The sequence below is a fragment of the Pseudoalteromonas sp. HM-SA03 genome, from assembly GCF_002289345.1.
Classification (GTDB): Bacteria; Pseudomonadota; Gammaproteobacteria; order Enterobacterales; family Alteromonadaceae; genus Pseudoalteromonas.
On sequence record NZ_NSDG01000081.1, the window covers coordinates 50,062 to 66,187 of the forward strand.

Here is a 16,126-nt window from a genome sequence, read left to right on the forward strand (position 1 = left end):
TTTTTCTGTTTTAAATTATTTTCAGAATGACAAATCCAATTTACTAGACAATTCAATTCTATTTCAGTCGTGAATAATTCACTAAAACACGATAAAATAACAGCCAAATAAGAATGATGAGTACATCCTTGCTATGAAAAAAGGGTTTATGCTGGTCTGCGATGGCAGCAATGGCGCTGGAAAAACAACGGTTATTACCGGATTGGAAGCGCATTTAAAACAACGCGGTATTGAAGTTGTGATGACTCGTGAACCTGGTGGAACAGAGATCTCAGAGAAGATAAGAGAAATCATTCTAGATCCCTCAACCCCCGAAATGGCAGACATGACGGAACTTATGTTGTTTGGGGCTGCGCGTGCTCAGCACGTTCGTGAAAAAATTATTCCAGCACTTGAGCAAGGCAAAGTCGTTATTTCTGATCGATTTGACGCTGCAACATTTAGTTTTCAACATTATGCAAGAGGGCTAGATCTTGCCACCATCACAACCATTAATCAGCTTGCGCTCGGCGGCTTTCGTCCAGACATGAATTTGATTTTGGACTTGGACCCTGAAGAGGGCTTAAAGCGAGTCAAATCGCGAGGTGAGGGGCTAGATAGACTCGAGGATGAAAAGCAACAATTTTTGCAGCGTGCACGTGAGGGTTATCTCGTTCAAGCGAAGAATGACCCTAAACGATTCACCGTGATTGATGCTAGTCAAAGTAAAGCACAAGTACTTGAGCAAAGTATTGAACTGCTTAATAGCTTGATTGCCAAACACCTTACAGTGGATGGCAATGAATAATTTGCTTCCAAGTTGGCACAGCGGCGCTTTGAGTTATCTTGCTCGGGCACAGCAAAATGGTCGTTTGCACCATGCTCAGTTGTTATCGGGTAAAAAAGGTGTGGGAAAGTCTCTGCTTGCGGCGCACTTGGCAGATGCACTTTTATGCTTACATCCACAAAATCTCACAGCCTGTGGACAATGTAAGCCGTGTAACTTGAACTTAGCTGGTAATCATCCGGATAGACTGAGTGTAGTACCTGAAGGAAAATCAATCGGTGTGGATGAAATTCGAGAAATTACGCATTTCTTGAACCATTCTGCGCAGCAAGGTGGCAATAAAGTCGCGTTGATTGAACAAGCGCATTTGATGACCCATTCAGCCGCTAATGCACTGTTAAAAACACTTGAAGAGCCAAATGCTAATCGTTATTTGGTCGTTACCAGCGATGATGACAGTAAGTTACCTGCCACCATTTTGAGCCGTTGTAATAAAGTGGCGATTCACTCGCCCAATCAAGCAGAGGCCGCACAGTGGCTGGCTGCTAAAAATGTCACTTGTGATTTTTCTTGGTTTGATGAATTTTCTCTACAGCCATTTATTATTGAAGCGTGGCAACAAGAAGGTGTGCTTGAGGATGTGACTGCGCTTTATCACGCCGCGAATCAATTAACAGTAGAGAGTGCGCAAACGGTTGAAAAGATTTTATTAAAGCACAGCGCAATGAGCGATGTATTCGCCCGTTTTTTGCTCAACCGTCTTAAAGGGGCGATGACACAAGGAAATGGTTTGAGTTTTACCCAGTATCAAGACTTAGTGAGCTTAGTACATCGGTTTATGTACGAACAGAAAAATGTGCTAGGGTTAAATCAGAGCCTTAGCATTTCTAATTTACTTTTTGCCTTACAAAAACAGCTATAAAGAGGTGGTGCATGCAAGAGTTACTTGCGGATTTTGAAGATTTAGATGAGCTATATCGTTGTTATATGCCATTTCTGAAATCCGGTGGCATATTTATCAAATCCAATGCCCATTTTGATATGGGGCAAGAGCTAAAGCTAAGAGTCACCTTGCCTGACGCCCTAGAGGCGGACGAAGTTGAAGTGGTCGTTGCTTGGTTAACACCACAAGGCGCGCAAAATTCTAATCCACCAGGCGTTGGCGTTGCGTTTATAGACGCGCCAGCTCTGAACGATAAAATAAATAAGCTTTTGGGTGCGACTTTGCATTCAGATAAACCAACTTACACCATGTAGAGCCAGTATGATTGTAGACTCTCACTGTCATTTAGATAGACTCGATTTTGAAAAGTTAGGCCTAAGCCTTGAAGAAGTACTCAGCAACGCGAGACAAAAACAAGTAGAACATTTTTTGTGCGTTAGCGTGACGCTGGACCAATTTCCATCGATGTTAGAAAAAATAGCCCATTTTGATGATGTTTCTGCATCTTGTGGGGTACATCCACTGGATCAAAAAGATAAACTGGATATTGAAAGGCTAGTGCAACTGGCGAGTAATGATAAAGTCGTTGCTATTGGTGAAACGGGATTAGATTATTATTATTCAAAAGATACGCATCAGGTACAGCAAGAAAGCTTTGCTGGACACATCGACGTGGCTAATCAGCTGCAAAAACCACTGATCATCCATACTCGTGATGCAAAAGCGGACACAATAGACATCATGCGAGCCCACAATGCGCAAAATTGCGGTGGCGTGTTGCACTGTTTCACCGAAGATTGGCCGATGGCAAAGCAGGCACTAGACCTTGGTTTTTACATTTCAATCTCTGGTATTGTGACGTTTAAAAATGCGACGGCGCTGCAGGAAGTCGTTAAGCAAATCCCTATGGACCGATTGCTGATTGAAACCGATTCACCTTATCTTGCACCTGTACCACATCGTGGCAAAACTAACCAGCCTGCTTATGTACAAGACGTTGCGTATTATATTGCTGACTTAAAAGGAGTGAGCTACAAAGCGCTTGCAGAGCAAACCACGAATAACTTTTACTCTTTATTTAATTTGGTGAAACGCCAAGATGGTAGCACAACTTAATCAGCTACCTCAGGTGTTGATGGGCCCGCTGGTTCGCCGAGCAGAGCAGAATAAAATTTGTATTCAGGTTGTTACTTGTGAAGCCGTGGACATCTCGGCTTCGCTATTGGCCCATCAAAGTCGATGTGAGGTTGAGACATTTCAGCTCGGTGCAGCCTGCTTTTTGCATTTTTTGATGATATGCAGCGAGAAGGCTCTGCCGACAGCGCAGCTGATCGAGTATCAAGTGCTCATTAATGGTGCCGTGTATAAGCCAGATTATCTGCGTTACGGAGAAGAGCTTGGCTTTGCGATACCTGCTTTGCTCAAGCAAATATTACATGGCTCATGCCGTAACCCGCATCACCACGCTAAAGACAGTCTACATACTGCGGATCAGTGGCAGGAGCAGCAGCGCGAGCTTGGCGAGTTAGGTGCTGACTTGTGTATTTTTTCTGGCGATCAGATCTACGCAGATGATGTTGCCGGTGCCATGCTGTTGGCTATTCACCAACTTATAGCAAGGCTAGGTTTGTTTAAAGAAACCAAATTGCCAATGCACCTACCTGCTGATCAACAAGCTCAACTTTACCATCGTCACTTATATCTACCGAAGACGCCATGGCAGGAGCGCTCAAAGTTTTCACTGGGCTATTGGGTTCGACAGGATGAACCGCACTTTTCTAGTGTTAAGGCCTTTAATCACCTAATTTTCTTCGAAGAGTTTGTCGCTTGTTACCTGTTAAACTTCTCTCATCTTGCTTGGCAGTTGGTTAACTTTAATGCGCTTCATTATGATGGTGGCAACGATAAAGTTAGGCGAATATTTGAGTCCGAACTTGACGCCCTAAAAGGCTTTGTTGAAACGTTGCCTAGTGCTGAGCGGTTGTGTGCGAACGTGCCCGTTTTAATGATGTTTGACGACCATGATGTGACCGATGATTGGAACTTGACTGCTAAATGGGAACAGGCAATTGCAAACCATAAAGTGAGTCGCCGTATAATCAGTAATGGCATCATTAGCTATTGGCTGTTTCAAGGCATTGGTAATGATGCATTTGAGTATAGCGGGGCGCTGACATCAGGTTTTAATTCAAGCCTGATTGACAATGAATGGCACTTTTCGGCGTTTGACAAACAAGTTCGTCGATTCACACATTGGCATTATTGTTTAGATACTTTTCCAAAAGTGGTAGTACTAGATACTCGAACACACCGCTGGCGCAATGAACAAGATTTCAATGAGCCGAGTGGTTTACTCGATTGGGAAATGTTGATGGAGCTGCAAGATACGCTTATCGACCACAGTGCAGTATTGATGGTCAGTCCTGCGCCAGTATTTGGGGTAAAGGCAATCGAAACCATACAAGCCATATTTAACACCTGTGGTGAACCGTTGGTGGTGGATGTGGAAAATTGGATGGCACATGAAGGGGCTGCGAAAAAGCTAATTGAAATTTTTAAGCGTCCAGATACACCTAAAGAAACAATTATACTTTCTGGCGATGTACATTATTCGTTTTGCTTTTCGGTTCAGGCACGTTTTGGCCGCCATGATAACCGTATTTGGCAGCTAACTGCATCAGGGATAAAAAATGAATTTCCGAAGCCGCTTATCAATATCTTGGATAAGATGGACACGATTTTGTACGCCAAATATAGTCCTCTGAATCTATTTACGAAACGTTGGCAGCTATCTGTAAGTAAGCATCCTTCATCGCTAAAAAAACATGGTTACTTGGTGTCTGATTCTGCCATTAGCTTAGTAACTCTTGAAAACGGCTTGCTAGAAAAGTATGAACTACTGCACGGTACTGGGATCCACAGTCATTTTGAGTTATAAATCCTAGAAGGCTAAATACACCGTTTTTAGCTATTTGTAGCTTAGCTCGGTAGTGTATGCTTGCATGATGCGCTAAACCCGTCAAAAAACACGTGTTCTTTTTCGCTTTTGCTATAGTTAATATAACACGGGCTAATATCTCGACTATATGACTCTACTCAAGCGCATGTATCCGTTCGTTGTACCATATAGCACACTGAAATGGTTTTGTGTGTTGCTGCTATTGCTATTACTGAGCTTTCCTAGTGCCGCCAGTTTTCCCGAGTTTAGTGATACGGCGCAGGTTATGCGACGCTACGACTATAACTCTGGCCTTAGTCAGGTCACTATCACTGCCATTACGCAAGATCAACTTGGGTATATTTGGGTCGGTACACAGTCAGGCTTAAATCGTTTTGATGGTCATGATTTTGTTCAATTTGAAGTAAAACAGAACTCCAAGCATCATCTCTCCGGTGGCTTTATTACCTCACTATGCCACAGTGGCAAATATATCTGGGTTGGAACAAGCACAGGGCTTAGTATTTACGATACTGAAGCGGGCACCTTTCGCTCTATCTTAGCGGCGCAGAATGAGGCGGTTAGCTCCGATAGAGTTAAAAAAGTGGCCTGTTATGGTGAATCAGTCACTGTATCAACAGAAGAAGGCGATGCTTATCGAGTTAATTACCAAACCTTTACGCCTGAAAAACTCTATTTAACCGGTAAATTTGTTCGTGAAGTCCACGAAACAAGGGATGCGTTTGTTTACCTCAATGCAGATGGTTTAGTCAGTCAGCCAAAAGACAAGGTCGGAGCGAGTGTCCTGTTGGAAGGTGAGTTTAAAACATTGTCGCTTTCCCACGGACGGATATTCGTAGTTGACGCGGATGATAAAGTCATTAGCTACGACACTCAGTTTAATAAAGTGCAATGGCAAAAGTCGGTCAGCGCGAAAGTTAATCTCAGCATTCATCAAATTAAAGTAAGGGCGAATGAAATACTCGTCGCTTCCAATACGGGTGTGTTTATTTTAGACCTGCAAGGTAATATTAAGCGTCATTGGTATCGCCGTGCAGAGCAATATGACGGACTACAAGACAACAATGTTCTGAGCGTTCAACGAGATAGAAATGGTGATTTGTGGATTGGTACAGAATCACAGGGGCTGCACTTTTTTAGTCAACTGAGTGAATCGTTTGGCCATGTTGGTGAACAAAACTTTCCACATGCTCCTTTGGGGCATCCTGACGTTAGGAATTTCGCATTAGACAGTAGCGAGCGTTTTTGGATAGGTACATCATCCGGTTTATATATTTATCAAAAATCGAGTTTTATTGCAGCGCATCGTATTTTCCCAAGTCTATCTGCAATCAAAGGAAGCTTTATCACCCAAGTAAAGATTTATGATGATACCTTGTGGGTAACAACAAGAGGAGATGGCGTTGTTAGGTACGCCTTAACACAAGGGGAATACAGCCATTTGATGCCTGACTCTGATAATGGCCCAGAACTCAGTTTTAATGATGTCATTGAATACCAATCTCAGATCTTAGTGAGTTCAAGGACGCTAGGTCTTATGAGGTACGACGAAGAATCGAAAACCTTAGTGCAGTTTTTTGAAAATCGTTCAGATGCGCCGTCACATGTATCGTCGTTTAAAGTGGTCGGGCAGGACCTATGGTTTGGTTCTATCGGTGAGGGGTTGTTCAAATTTAGTAAAGGTCAGCTTCATAACCTCACCGCAGAGGATGGCTTAAAGTCGAATTTGGTCTTTATGATAGATGAAGACCCATGGCAACGTATTTGGGTTGCAAGTGAAGCGGGTATTAGTTTAGTTGATAAACAAATGAAAGTTGTCCGTACTATTGGTGAGCAAGAAGGGCTAGGAAACCAAGCCGTGTGGGGGTTGGTTTACGATGACTATGAATACATGTGGCTTGGTACCAGTGGTGGGCTGTCGCGCGTAAATGTAATGGATTTTGCCATTGACAACTTTCTACCCATTGACGGAGTGCAAGCGCACGAATTCAACTACAATGCTGCGTGGAAAGCCCCTGATGGCCGAATTTTTATGGGCGGAGCCAAAGGCTTTAATCAATTTTTTCCTCAGAATGTATCAATTTCAAATACCGCGCGACCTATTTTGGTCTCCACAATCGAATTACTGGGCGAGCCATTAAAGCCAAATCTCGATGGGATCCTCACGGTTGCACCAGAGCTTGCTGGTTCATTGCAGCTACGCTATGACCAAAATATTATATCGCTACAATACTCAAGCTTAGATTTTGGTTCTGAGAAGCTGAACTTTTATTACCGTATTAAAGGGCTAAGCGACAAATGGTTAAAACTCGCAAATGGAGCAAGACAAATAAACTTACTCCAGCTTGAGCCTGGCATCTATCGAGTAGAAACCTATACCGTAAATCGTTTTAATATGCAGTCGCCCGTTCACGAATTTAGTATTTATATCTCCGCGCCAATTTGGTGGAATGCTTACTCGAAAACCTTTTATACCTTAGTCATTGTACTGATAATCGCTGCATTTGTTCGAGCGAGACAACGGCGCTATCAACAAGTACTGCGGGATAATCAGAAAATGTCTGCGCTACAAGAGCGGTTGGAGTTGTCGTTGTGGGCGAGTGGTGACGAACTTTGGGACTGGCATGTTGAGTCGGGTAAGATTTATCGCTACAGCGTGAATCCAAGGATCGACTTTAGTGAACTCCAAGATAACCTTATTCTCAATGAGCTTGACCAGTTTGTACATCCTAAGGATTGTGTATTACTTGAGGAGCGTCTTCAGTCCTGTGTAGACGGACATGAAGACGTTTATGAACTATCTATTCGAGTCAAAGATCAACAAGGAGCATGGATCTGGGTATTAGACAGAGGAAAGGTGGTGGCTCGAGATGACAATGGTAGAGCAACGCGGATAGCGGGAGCACTGAAAGATATTGCTGATTTGAAAGCACATCAACAAGCCTTGCAGTCGTTAAACGAGCAACTTGAGATAAAAGTCGCGATGCGCACCGATGAGCTATATAAAAAGAATCAGAAACTTGAGCAAGCAATGTTTGAGTTAAAACAAGCACAAGAAGACTTAATTGAAAGTGAAAAAATGGCGTCTTTGGGTGTGGTAGTTGCGGGTGTTGCGCATGAAATCAACACTCCGTTAGGTATAGCTATCACCGCACTTTCGCATAATGAAGACTGTTTATCTGAGCTGGTGGAAAAGCTTGAGAATAAAACTCTTAAGCAAAAAGACTTGGTTACCTCTATCGATGCACAGAAAGAAGGCTATCTGCTGATCAGTCGCAATTTGCAAAGAGCAGAAAGCCTTATTAGTAACTTTAAGCAAGTCGCAGTAGACCAATCTAGTGAGACGGAGCGTGATATTAACCTACTTGAATATATCAATGATGTATTCGATTCACTAAAACCATTGGCTAAAAATAAAGAAGTATATTTGTCTATAGATGGTAATGCTGATGTAAACCTCTCCACTTACCCCGGAGCGGTTTATCAAATAATGGCAAACCTATTTAACAATTCTGTTATCCATGGCTTTGAGGGGAGTGCCTCTGGCACGGTCAGCGTGTTAGTCGAGGCGACAGATAGCCACTGGACTATTATATACTGTGACAATGGTGTCGGTATGGACGAAGCAATGCAAAAGACCTTGTTTGAGCCATTTGTAACCACAAAGCGTAACCAAGGCGGGTGCGGATTAGGTATGCATATTGTCTATAATTTGGTAACGCAACTCTTAAAAGGCGAGATCCGCTGTAAAACGGCAAAATTACAAGGTGTCGAAATTACGATGAAAGTACCGTTTAAGAAAATAACGGCTGAAAATTAACTTAGGTGAATTACGGCTGGCTAACTGCCTGTGACAATGCTTCTTTTAGGAGTTTGTCATGTTCTTATTATCTCAAGTTTTGGTTACCCTTGCTGTTTTACTCGATCTCGCCTCATTTCAATTTATGAAACGTCAGCAGGTGTTATTGGCACTAAGCTTGTCGACTGCACTCACTGCAATTCACTTCTATCTACTTGATGCTATGGCTGGTGCTTTGCTTATGGCGATTGCGAGCCTCAGATATCTGGTGTTTATCAAGTCGCAGTCCAAGCACTTACTTATCGGGTTTCTACTACTCAATACAGTGCCACCCTTAGTGCACATAAATGAAAATTACGAACTTTATGCTGTTTTTGGTAGTGTTTTATTGACATATGGTGCATTTATTCGTGAACAGGTGGCATTTCGGTGTGTGATGATGCTAGGTACGGTGTGCTGGCTGGTACATAATTGCTATATCGGTTCACCGATGGCGATTGTATTAGAAAGTACTTTTTTGATGAGTAATTTGATTGGGTTAGGGCGAATTTATATGAAGCGTAAAACGAGTAAGTTGAAGGCTAAGTAAAACGCTCTGGCTAGCAGCTGGGTTGAAGTGGATCCAATTTTGCAGTTATAGACACTAATCAAATTAGGTTAAGCTTTAAATATATCAAATAATTCATTGGGTTAGATGAGGCTCTAGCTTTTTTTCAAGCTACTTGTACTGAGTATAAGCGATATCGAGAACGGGCTGAAATAAAAAATTAATAAATAATCTTTATCTAAATCATAGTGTTACTATTTTTCCAGATAATTATTGCATAATTAATATTGTATACAATATATCTATTGTGTATTGTTTGTTCGTTACCAAAAAACACTCAAATCAATGGGAACAAAAGGACAACAATATGCGTAATAACAAAAAAACAGCGCAAACACTGTGTAAATCACTCACAGCATCAGCACTTGCTCTAGCATTGGGGACTGCTACTGCATTTGCTGCAGATGGCAATAGCACTGTGAAAGGGAGTATCGTCAATGGTCAAGGTATTGAGTTATCGCAGGCTCAATTGACCTTTACACACAAAACTAAGGGGTTGAAGTTTGCTGTACAAACTAATGGCAAGGGCGAATACATTCTACGTAATCTGCCTGTTGGTCGTTACAGCGTGTCAATTAATAAAGCAGGATTTGAAACTATTATTGAAGAGGATGTTGAGCTTAATATTGGACAGGCTTTGATCTTAGACGCTCAACTATTACAACAGGGACAGGATATAGAAAGGATAGCGGTGACTGGTACGGCGATTCGACGCGTTGATATGGCCTCTTCAACGGCTGGCGTAACCTTTACAGACGCAGAGCTCAAAGTTATGCCTGTAAACACCGGCTTTGAAAGTATCGCGTTACTCGCACCGGGTACGGCTGAACCCGGTGGTAGTTCATTTCGAGGTGCGTCAAGCTTTGGGGGATCTTCGTCAGCAGAAAATGGCTATTACTTTAATGGCTTAAATGTCACGAGTATTCAAACGGGTTTAGGCTCAATTCGCTTACCCTGGGAAGCCATTTCGCAAACCCAAATCAAAACGGGGGGAATTAGTCCTGAGTTTGGTGGTGCACTAGGCGGTATCGTTAATGCAATTTCTAAATCTGGTGATAACGAATTTAACTTAGGGGCGGAAGTGAGGGTCGATCCTTCATCAAGTCATAGTTATCACGACTCTAATTATTTAGATAATGGCACCATCAATATAAATACCGAGCAAGATTATGATTCGTTCAAAGAACTACAAATCTGGGCGAGTGGCGCACTCATTGAAGACAGCTTATTTTACTATGGTCTGTATGCGCCTCGACGAGAGGTTAATCGCTGGGCTGGGCAAACGACCTTCAATGACAGAAGTCGAGATGAAGACCGCTGGTTTGCAAAACTAGATTGGTTCATCAATGAAGACCACTCAATCGGTTTTTCCGCCATGAATAACAAAAGAGAATGGACGAGGCAAACCTATGCCTATGACTGGGAAAACGATGTGATTGGTGATAAACAAGGTGTCGCGGCCCCAGGTGAAGATGGCGGTAAGGTTTATAGCATCAATTATAATGGGTACTTTTCAGATTTTTTCTCGGTGTCTGCGGTAGTGGGCCGAGTCACTGAAAATGTAGAGAATATTGTCGCATCGACCGTACCGGGAGTTTGGGATGAAAGAGAAGGGACGGTAACGTTATCAAGCCATACGGCAAGTGGTGTTTCAGAGCAAGAGTTTATCCGAGACCAAGCGAGAATAGACTTTAATATCGATTTGGACTATCACTCCATTCTGTTTGGAGTCGATTATACCAAAGTGACAGTAGATTATTTTGAAGGTCAAAATGGCCTTGGAGATGCAGAAGGCTGGTGGACTATCAAAACCGCTGGTGAAGGGAGTATTTCCGGTGCTGCACTTGGTCAAGACTATATTGAACGCCGAGTGAGGACGAGGACGGTTGATTCTGAGGTTAACTCGCTTGCTTTTTACGTGAATGATTCTTGGCAAGTCACCGACCAGCTCGTGTTAAATCTGGGCCTGCGTTATAGTCAGTTTGAAAATACCGTCACTGACGGCAGAGCGTTTGTTGATATGGACAACCAACTTGCGCCTAGATTTCAAGCGATTTATGACCTAAATGGTGACGGTGAATCCAAAGTTTTCTTTACTTACGGGCGATACTTTCAGCCGGTGTCTGCCAACATGAACATCACTCAAGGCTCAGCCTCAGTAGAGTGGTTTGAGTATTTCGACCTAGATCAAGTAGACAGTGATGGCTACCCCATTTTATTAAGTGATGGCTCGCCAAGCCGGGGGGACATGCTTCGAGATAGACGCTGGCGCCAACGCGGAATTACAGAGCCCGGTTTGATTGCTTCGTCCACCCTTAAGCCGATGTATTCTGACGAATTGACTTTAGGGTATCAGACGTCAATTTTTGATGATATGGCATTTGGGGTTAGAGCGATTTATCGAGATCTTGGACGCAGTGTTGAAGATACAGATGTCGGCCCCGTGCTTGCGAAGAAATTGGCTGAACTAGGTATTCAAGACAATGTCGGTCAAGGTTCTTACTATGTGCTAAATAACCCAGGTGAGGCGATCACCATGAGTTATGACTTTGATGGCGATGGTCAAGTCGATGAAGTGACACTCAGTGCAGAAGAGCTTGCCCTACAACAAGCTGTGCGTAAATATCTGGCACTTGAATTTACCTTAGAAGGAAATATTACTGATAAGTTACGGATTAATTCTTCTTATACTTGGTCACACAGCTATGGTAATACAGAAGGTTTAGTGAAAACCGATAACGATCAGGCTGATCCTGGTTGGACAACTTCTTATGACTATGCGGACCTGATGGATCACGGCTATGGTAATTTACCGAATGACCATCGCCATTCAATAAAAGTATCAGGTTCTTACGATATCACAGATGAGTTAACTTTGGGTCTGGTTGCAAGAACGTCGTCAGGTCGCCCGACTAACTATTTCTCAAAACACCCTGTCGGTGTAGATAGCTGTGCCGCAGGAAGTCCTTGGGATGCATGCGTAAGTAAAGATTATGGACATGTTTCACATTATGACGAAAACGGCAATCCAGCTCCTCGCGGTAGCGTTGATAATCTTCCTTGGGCAACCACGATAGACTTATCACTCAGTTACTCTACAGATATTATGGGACATGACTTGTTACTCAAGGGCACCGTTTATAACCTACTAAACAGTGATAAAGCGCTTGGGATCAATGAACAGCGATCTTTAGATGGTGAAAATGGCTTAATCGTTAACCCTGACTACGGCATTACAACGCTACGACAAACTGAGCGTTACGCGTCGTTAGTTGCAAGGTTTACGTTTTAATTTCCCTGGTGATAGCCAAGACTGGGTGCTATGCACCTAGTTCTTGGTTTAAGCCAAACAAAACGTTTGGCTTATTTCATGTCACGGAGAGTATGATGACGTTAACAATAGATTTTGAGCAAATACTGAGCCACGCGGAAGTAATAGAGACGGTTGACATGCATACCGCCGGAGAGCCTTTGCGGGTAATTGTCGATGGTTTCCCTGAACCTCAAGGCAACACTATTTTAGATAAACGGCAATACTGCGTAGAAAATCTTGATCACTATCGCACCGCGCTGATGTATGAGCCTAGGGGTCATGCTGATATGTATGGTGCGCTTATCGTTGAAAAGCAGTTACCAGAAAGCGATTTTGGCGTGTTATTTCTTCATAATGAAGGATACTCAACAATGTGTGGTCATGCGATTATTGCTTTAGCTACACTATTTTTACAGCACAATCCCGCAAAGAAACAGTTGTTGATAGATACGCCTGCAGGGCTAATTACCGCATGGCTAAGAGACGGCCAAGCTGAATTTGCTAATGTACCAGCAGAGGTAGTGACACTTGATAAGCAAGTCAAGACATCTGAATTTGGTTTAATCTCAGTGGATATCGCATTTGGTGGTGCGTTTTATGCCTATATTGACGCTGATACAATCGATTTAGCTCTTACGTCAGAAAATGCAGCTTACATTCAGCAGTTAGGTTTAACGCTTAAACAAGAAATTGCAACACAGATTAGCTTAGTGCATGACGATGCGCGCCTCGCATTTTTATATGGTGTGATTTTTTATTCCAATTCTCAAAAATCGGACTCTGCTCACAGTAAGCATGTGTGCATTTTTGCCGATGGCGAATTAGATCGCAGTCCAACAGGGACTGGGGTCAGTGGTAGGGCTGCAATTCTTGCCGCCAGAGATGAGCTTGCCGCAAACCAACGTATCTTTATTGAAGGTATATTAGGCTTGGGTTTAGATGTTTGTTATCAACTTAGTGATGACAGTAAATCGTTGATCCCAATAGTTTCGGGCGTGGCCTATATTACAGGCCGACACCAATTTATTTTAGACGACCACGATCCATTAGTAAGAGGATTTTTACTACGATGAATGTAGATTACGCAGCCAGACAGCAACGCTTAGTCAATAAATTACAACAACACCAAAGTGACGCTATCATTATTTATGGCTACGAGAATATTGTATATTTAACCGGCTTTACCGGTCATGCAGCAACATTGTTGATGTCTTCAAATGGGCAACACCGACTCATTACCGATTATCGTTACTTTGAGCGTGCTAGCGATGAAGCGGTGGGAGTCGAAGTTATTTTAAGAAATCGTGATAAAGAAACGCTACCTGATTGTATTTTTAGATTATTGGATGGGCCGCGACAGCTTGCATTTGAAGCGCATCAAGTCAGTCACGCAGATTATGTTTCATTAAACATCAGCGCAAAGAATACCACGCTTATTGCCGCGCCACTTTGGGTTGAATCACTAAGACAAGTTAAAGATGGTTATGAAATTAACTGTATTAAACGCGCCGCCGAGATAGCTGACTCGGCGCTTGCCCATACACTGCCTTTGTTAAAAGTAGGGATCACTGAGCGAGACGCGGCAATTGAGCTTGAGTATCAGATGCAAAAGCTAGGCTCCGAAGGACTATCTTTTGACACAATCCTATTATTTGGTGCACGTTCTTCCTTACCGCATGGAAACCCAGGACAGACAAAACTTAACCTAGGCGATTTGGTACTTATCGACTTTGGTGCGGTGATAAGCGGCTATCGCTCTGATATGACGCGAAGTTACGTGTTGGGGGAGCCGACGAAGCAACAACAATCCATTTATGACACGGTTCAACATGCGCAGCGAGCTGCGTTGGCGCTAATAAAAGCGGGCGTTAACTGCATAGATTTAAATAACGCATCACACGATGTGTTAAGTCATAGTGACTTTTCACAATACGCAGGTGAGGGACTTGGTCATGGTGTGGGGCTATTTCTACACGAGCAGCCGTTTATTAAACCTGGGGTCGATCACCAGTTAGAAGCTGGCAATATCATAACCATAGAGCCGGGTATTTACATTCCAAATTATGGTGGTGTGCGCTTGGAAGAAGATGTATTGGTGACTGAAAATGGTTTTGAATGCTTAACCCACGCGCCACAAGTATTTCAGCTAACAAACTAAGGAATGATGATGCAAATTATTACTCGCCAAGAGGTCGCGGATAACCTCAACTACCCAAGCTTAATTCAGGCGCTTAAACAGGGTTTTGCGCAACCAGCAGGTACACCAACACGGCAAGTTTTTGAGCTAGATAATAGTCACAACAATCATGACGCTTTTGCTGTTTTACCTGCTTGGAATGCCGATGTGATTGGCGTAAAGGCGTTTACCTATTTCCCTGATAACAACCAACATGATAAAGCTTCTCTTTACTCGAAAATCATGCTGTTTTCTAGGCAGTTCGGTGAGCCGCTCGCGCTTGTGGACGGCACCGAAGTAACGTTGTGGAGAACCTCTGCTGTGTCAGCATTAGCCGCGGAGTATTTAGCACCTAAGCATGCTAAACATTTGGTTTTTTTTGGTTCAGGCAATTTAGCCAGTTACATGATCAACGCGCATTTAAGTGTTAGAAATTATAGTAAAATTTCAATAATTGCACGCAATACTGAAAATGGACGTCTGTTGCTGGAGCTATTGTCCTCGCAGCATCCGGAGGTTGAATTTGCACTTTATCAGGAGGCAACCGCGTCTGTTATTGCTTCGGCAGATGTGATCAGCTGTGCAACAGGCAGTCATACGCCTTTGTTCAATGGAGAGTGGTTGAGCGATGGCACGCATATAGACTGCATTGGCAATCACCATAAAGATTGTCGAGAAATTGATACCACAACGGTAACTAAGAGCCGCGTTTTTGTAGATAGTCGCGCCAATGTATTGAACGAGGCGGGCGAATTGTTGTTACCGATCAGTGAAGGTAAGTTTAGCCCCGATAAGGTGGTTGCAGAGCTTAGCGAAATGACTAAAAATAACCTAGGTCGAAGTAACGAGAATGAAATTACTTTGTTTAAGTCTGTAGGAACAGCGCTGAGTGATTTAATTGGAGCGAAATTAGTGTATGACTTGGTTCAAAAATAAAGAGCACGGTAAAGTGTATGAAGTAACCGCAGTAGTCAAAGCTGCTGATAAGCGCTTGGTGAATCCGCTTATTTGTCACGAATGTCACATGTTGGTTAGTTATCAAGGAGTTGGCGGCGAAACGAAAAGCGAAAAGCTGCTTTATGACGAGGTGTTTTACAAAGCGTTTCAAAACCACGATAGCTGTTACGTCATGGTGGATGACAATGGTATTCGCCATTATCATCCAAGTGAATAAAGTGACTTATTCAATTAAGTGAATAAGCGCTAATTTTTAACCTGACAGAGTACAAATATAGAACGCTATGAATACTGACATTTCAGCTATTGGTCTGGTGCGGACTGCGGCACTAACATGTTTCTGCCCCGAAATGAGTTAACGTAAATGCTCTAAGGGTGGCTTTGAGCGAAAAGCTGACGTTCATCCTTTCACCTAAATAACTGTGTATACATCCATTGTAATTGAGTTTCTTCTATAGTCAGGAAAACGACCCTGTGGGTCGTTTTTGTCGTGTTCACATTTAGATCAATGTAACGTAACTTCAATGCTGGTAAGTAGTCGCCCCTGAAACCAATTTAATTTATTGAATTACTTGAAGATCTAAACGATCTTACTACCCTAAAATT

12 protein-coding genes are annotated in these 16,126 nt (G+C 42.9%); all 12 read left to right on the plus strand.

Annotated elements, in window-relative coordinates; genetic code table 11:
- Positions 1 to 133: 133 nt before the first annotated feature.
- The 12 genes from tmk to CKO50_RS16105 all read left to right on the plus strand — a co-directional run bounded on the left by tmk (position 134) and on the right by CKO50_RS16105 (position 15,737).
- Entirely contained in the window at positions 134 to 787 is a 654-nt protein-coding gene (gene tmk, locus CKO50_RS16050) for a dTMP kinase (protein ID WP_095728971.1), read from the plus strand.
- Positions 780 to 1,688 carry a DNA polymerase III subunit delta' gene (holB, locus tag CKO50_RS16055; RefSeq protein ID WP_095728972.1) on the plus strand — a complete coding sequence of 303 codons (909 nt, stop codon included), beginning with the start codon at positions 780 to 782 and terminating at the stop codon, positions 1,686 to 1,688. Before tmk ends, holB begins: the two co-directional genes overlap by 8 nt.
- An 11-nt stretch (positions 1,689 to 1,699) precedes the next feature.
- On the plus strand, positions 1,700 to 2,023 hold the full coding sequence (locus CKO50_RS16060) for a PilZ domain-containing protein (protein ID WP_095728973.1): 324 nt from the start codon (positions 1,700 to 1,702) through the stop codon (positions 2,021 to 2,023).
- Positions 2,024 to 2,030: 7 nt separating this feature from the next.
- Complete coding sequence (locus CKO50_RS16065) at positions 2,031 to 2,825, plus strand: TatD family hydrolase (RefSeq protein ID WP_095728974.1); 795 nt, start codon at positions 2,031 to 2,033, stop codon at positions 2,823 to 2,825.
- Positions 2,809 to 4,647 (plus strand): alkaline phosphatase D family protein, encoded by a 1,839-nt coding sequence (locus tag CKO50_RS16070; protein ID WP_095728975.1) that lies wholly within the window; start codon positions 2,809 to 2,811, stop codon positions 4,645 to 4,647. The genes CKO50_RS16065 and CKO50_RS16070 overlap by 17 nt, the downstream gene beginning before the upstream one ends.
- 148 nt (positions 4,648 to 4,795) lie before the next feature.
- Positions 4,796 to 8,488, plus strand: a complete 3,693-nt coding sequence (locus tag CKO50_RS16075; protein WP_255230070.1) for an ATP-binding protein — start codon at positions 4,796 to 4,798, stop codon at positions 8,486 to 8,488.
- Positions 8,489 to 8,546: 58 nt separating this feature from the next.
- The gene (locus tag CKO50_RS16080) at positions 8,547 to 9,056 is read left to right on the plus strand and encodes a YgjV family protein (RefSeq protein ID WP_095728977.1); all 510 of its coding nucleotides are present in this window, start codon (positions 8,547 to 8,549) and stop codon (positions 9,054 to 9,056) included.
- Between the two features lie 325 nt (positions 9,057 to 9,381).
- Positions 9,382 to 12,366, plus strand: coding sequence for a TonB-dependent receptor (locus CKO50_RS16085; protein WP_095728978.1), 2,985 nt, complete (start codon positions 9,382 to 9,384; stop codon positions 12,364 to 12,366).
- Between the two features lie 95 nt (positions 12,367 to 12,461).
- Positions 12,462 to 13,460 carry a proline racemase family protein gene (locus CKO50_RS16090; RefSeq protein WP_095728979.1) on the plus strand — a complete coding sequence of 333 codons (999 nt, stop codon included), beginning with the start codon at positions 12,462 to 12,464 and terminating at the stop codon, positions 13,458 to 13,460.
- Positions 13,457 to 14,545, plus strand: coding sequence for a Xaa-Pro peptidase family protein (locus tag CKO50_RS16095; RefSeq protein ID WP_095728980.1), 1,089 nt, complete (start codon positions 13,457 to 13,459; stop codon positions 14,543 to 14,545). Before CKO50_RS16090 ends, CKO50_RS16095 begins: the two co-directional genes overlap by 4 nt.
- Positions 14,546 to 14,554: 9 nt before the next feature.
- Complete coding sequence (locus tag CKO50_RS16100) at positions 14,555 to 15,499, plus strand: ornithine cyclodeaminase family protein (RefSeq protein WP_095728981.1); 945 nt, start codon at positions 14,555 to 14,557, stop codon at positions 15,497 to 15,499.
- The gene (locus CKO50_RS16105; RefSeq protein ID WP_017217477.1) at positions 15,480 to 15,737 is read left to right on the plus strand and encodes a hypothetical protein; all 258 of its coding nucleotides are present in this window, start codon (positions 15,480 to 15,482) and stop codon (positions 15,735 to 15,737) included. The genes CKO50_RS16100 and CKO50_RS16105 overlap by 20 nt, the downstream gene beginning before the upstream one ends.
- Positions 15,738 to 16,126 lie beyond the last annotated feature (389 nt).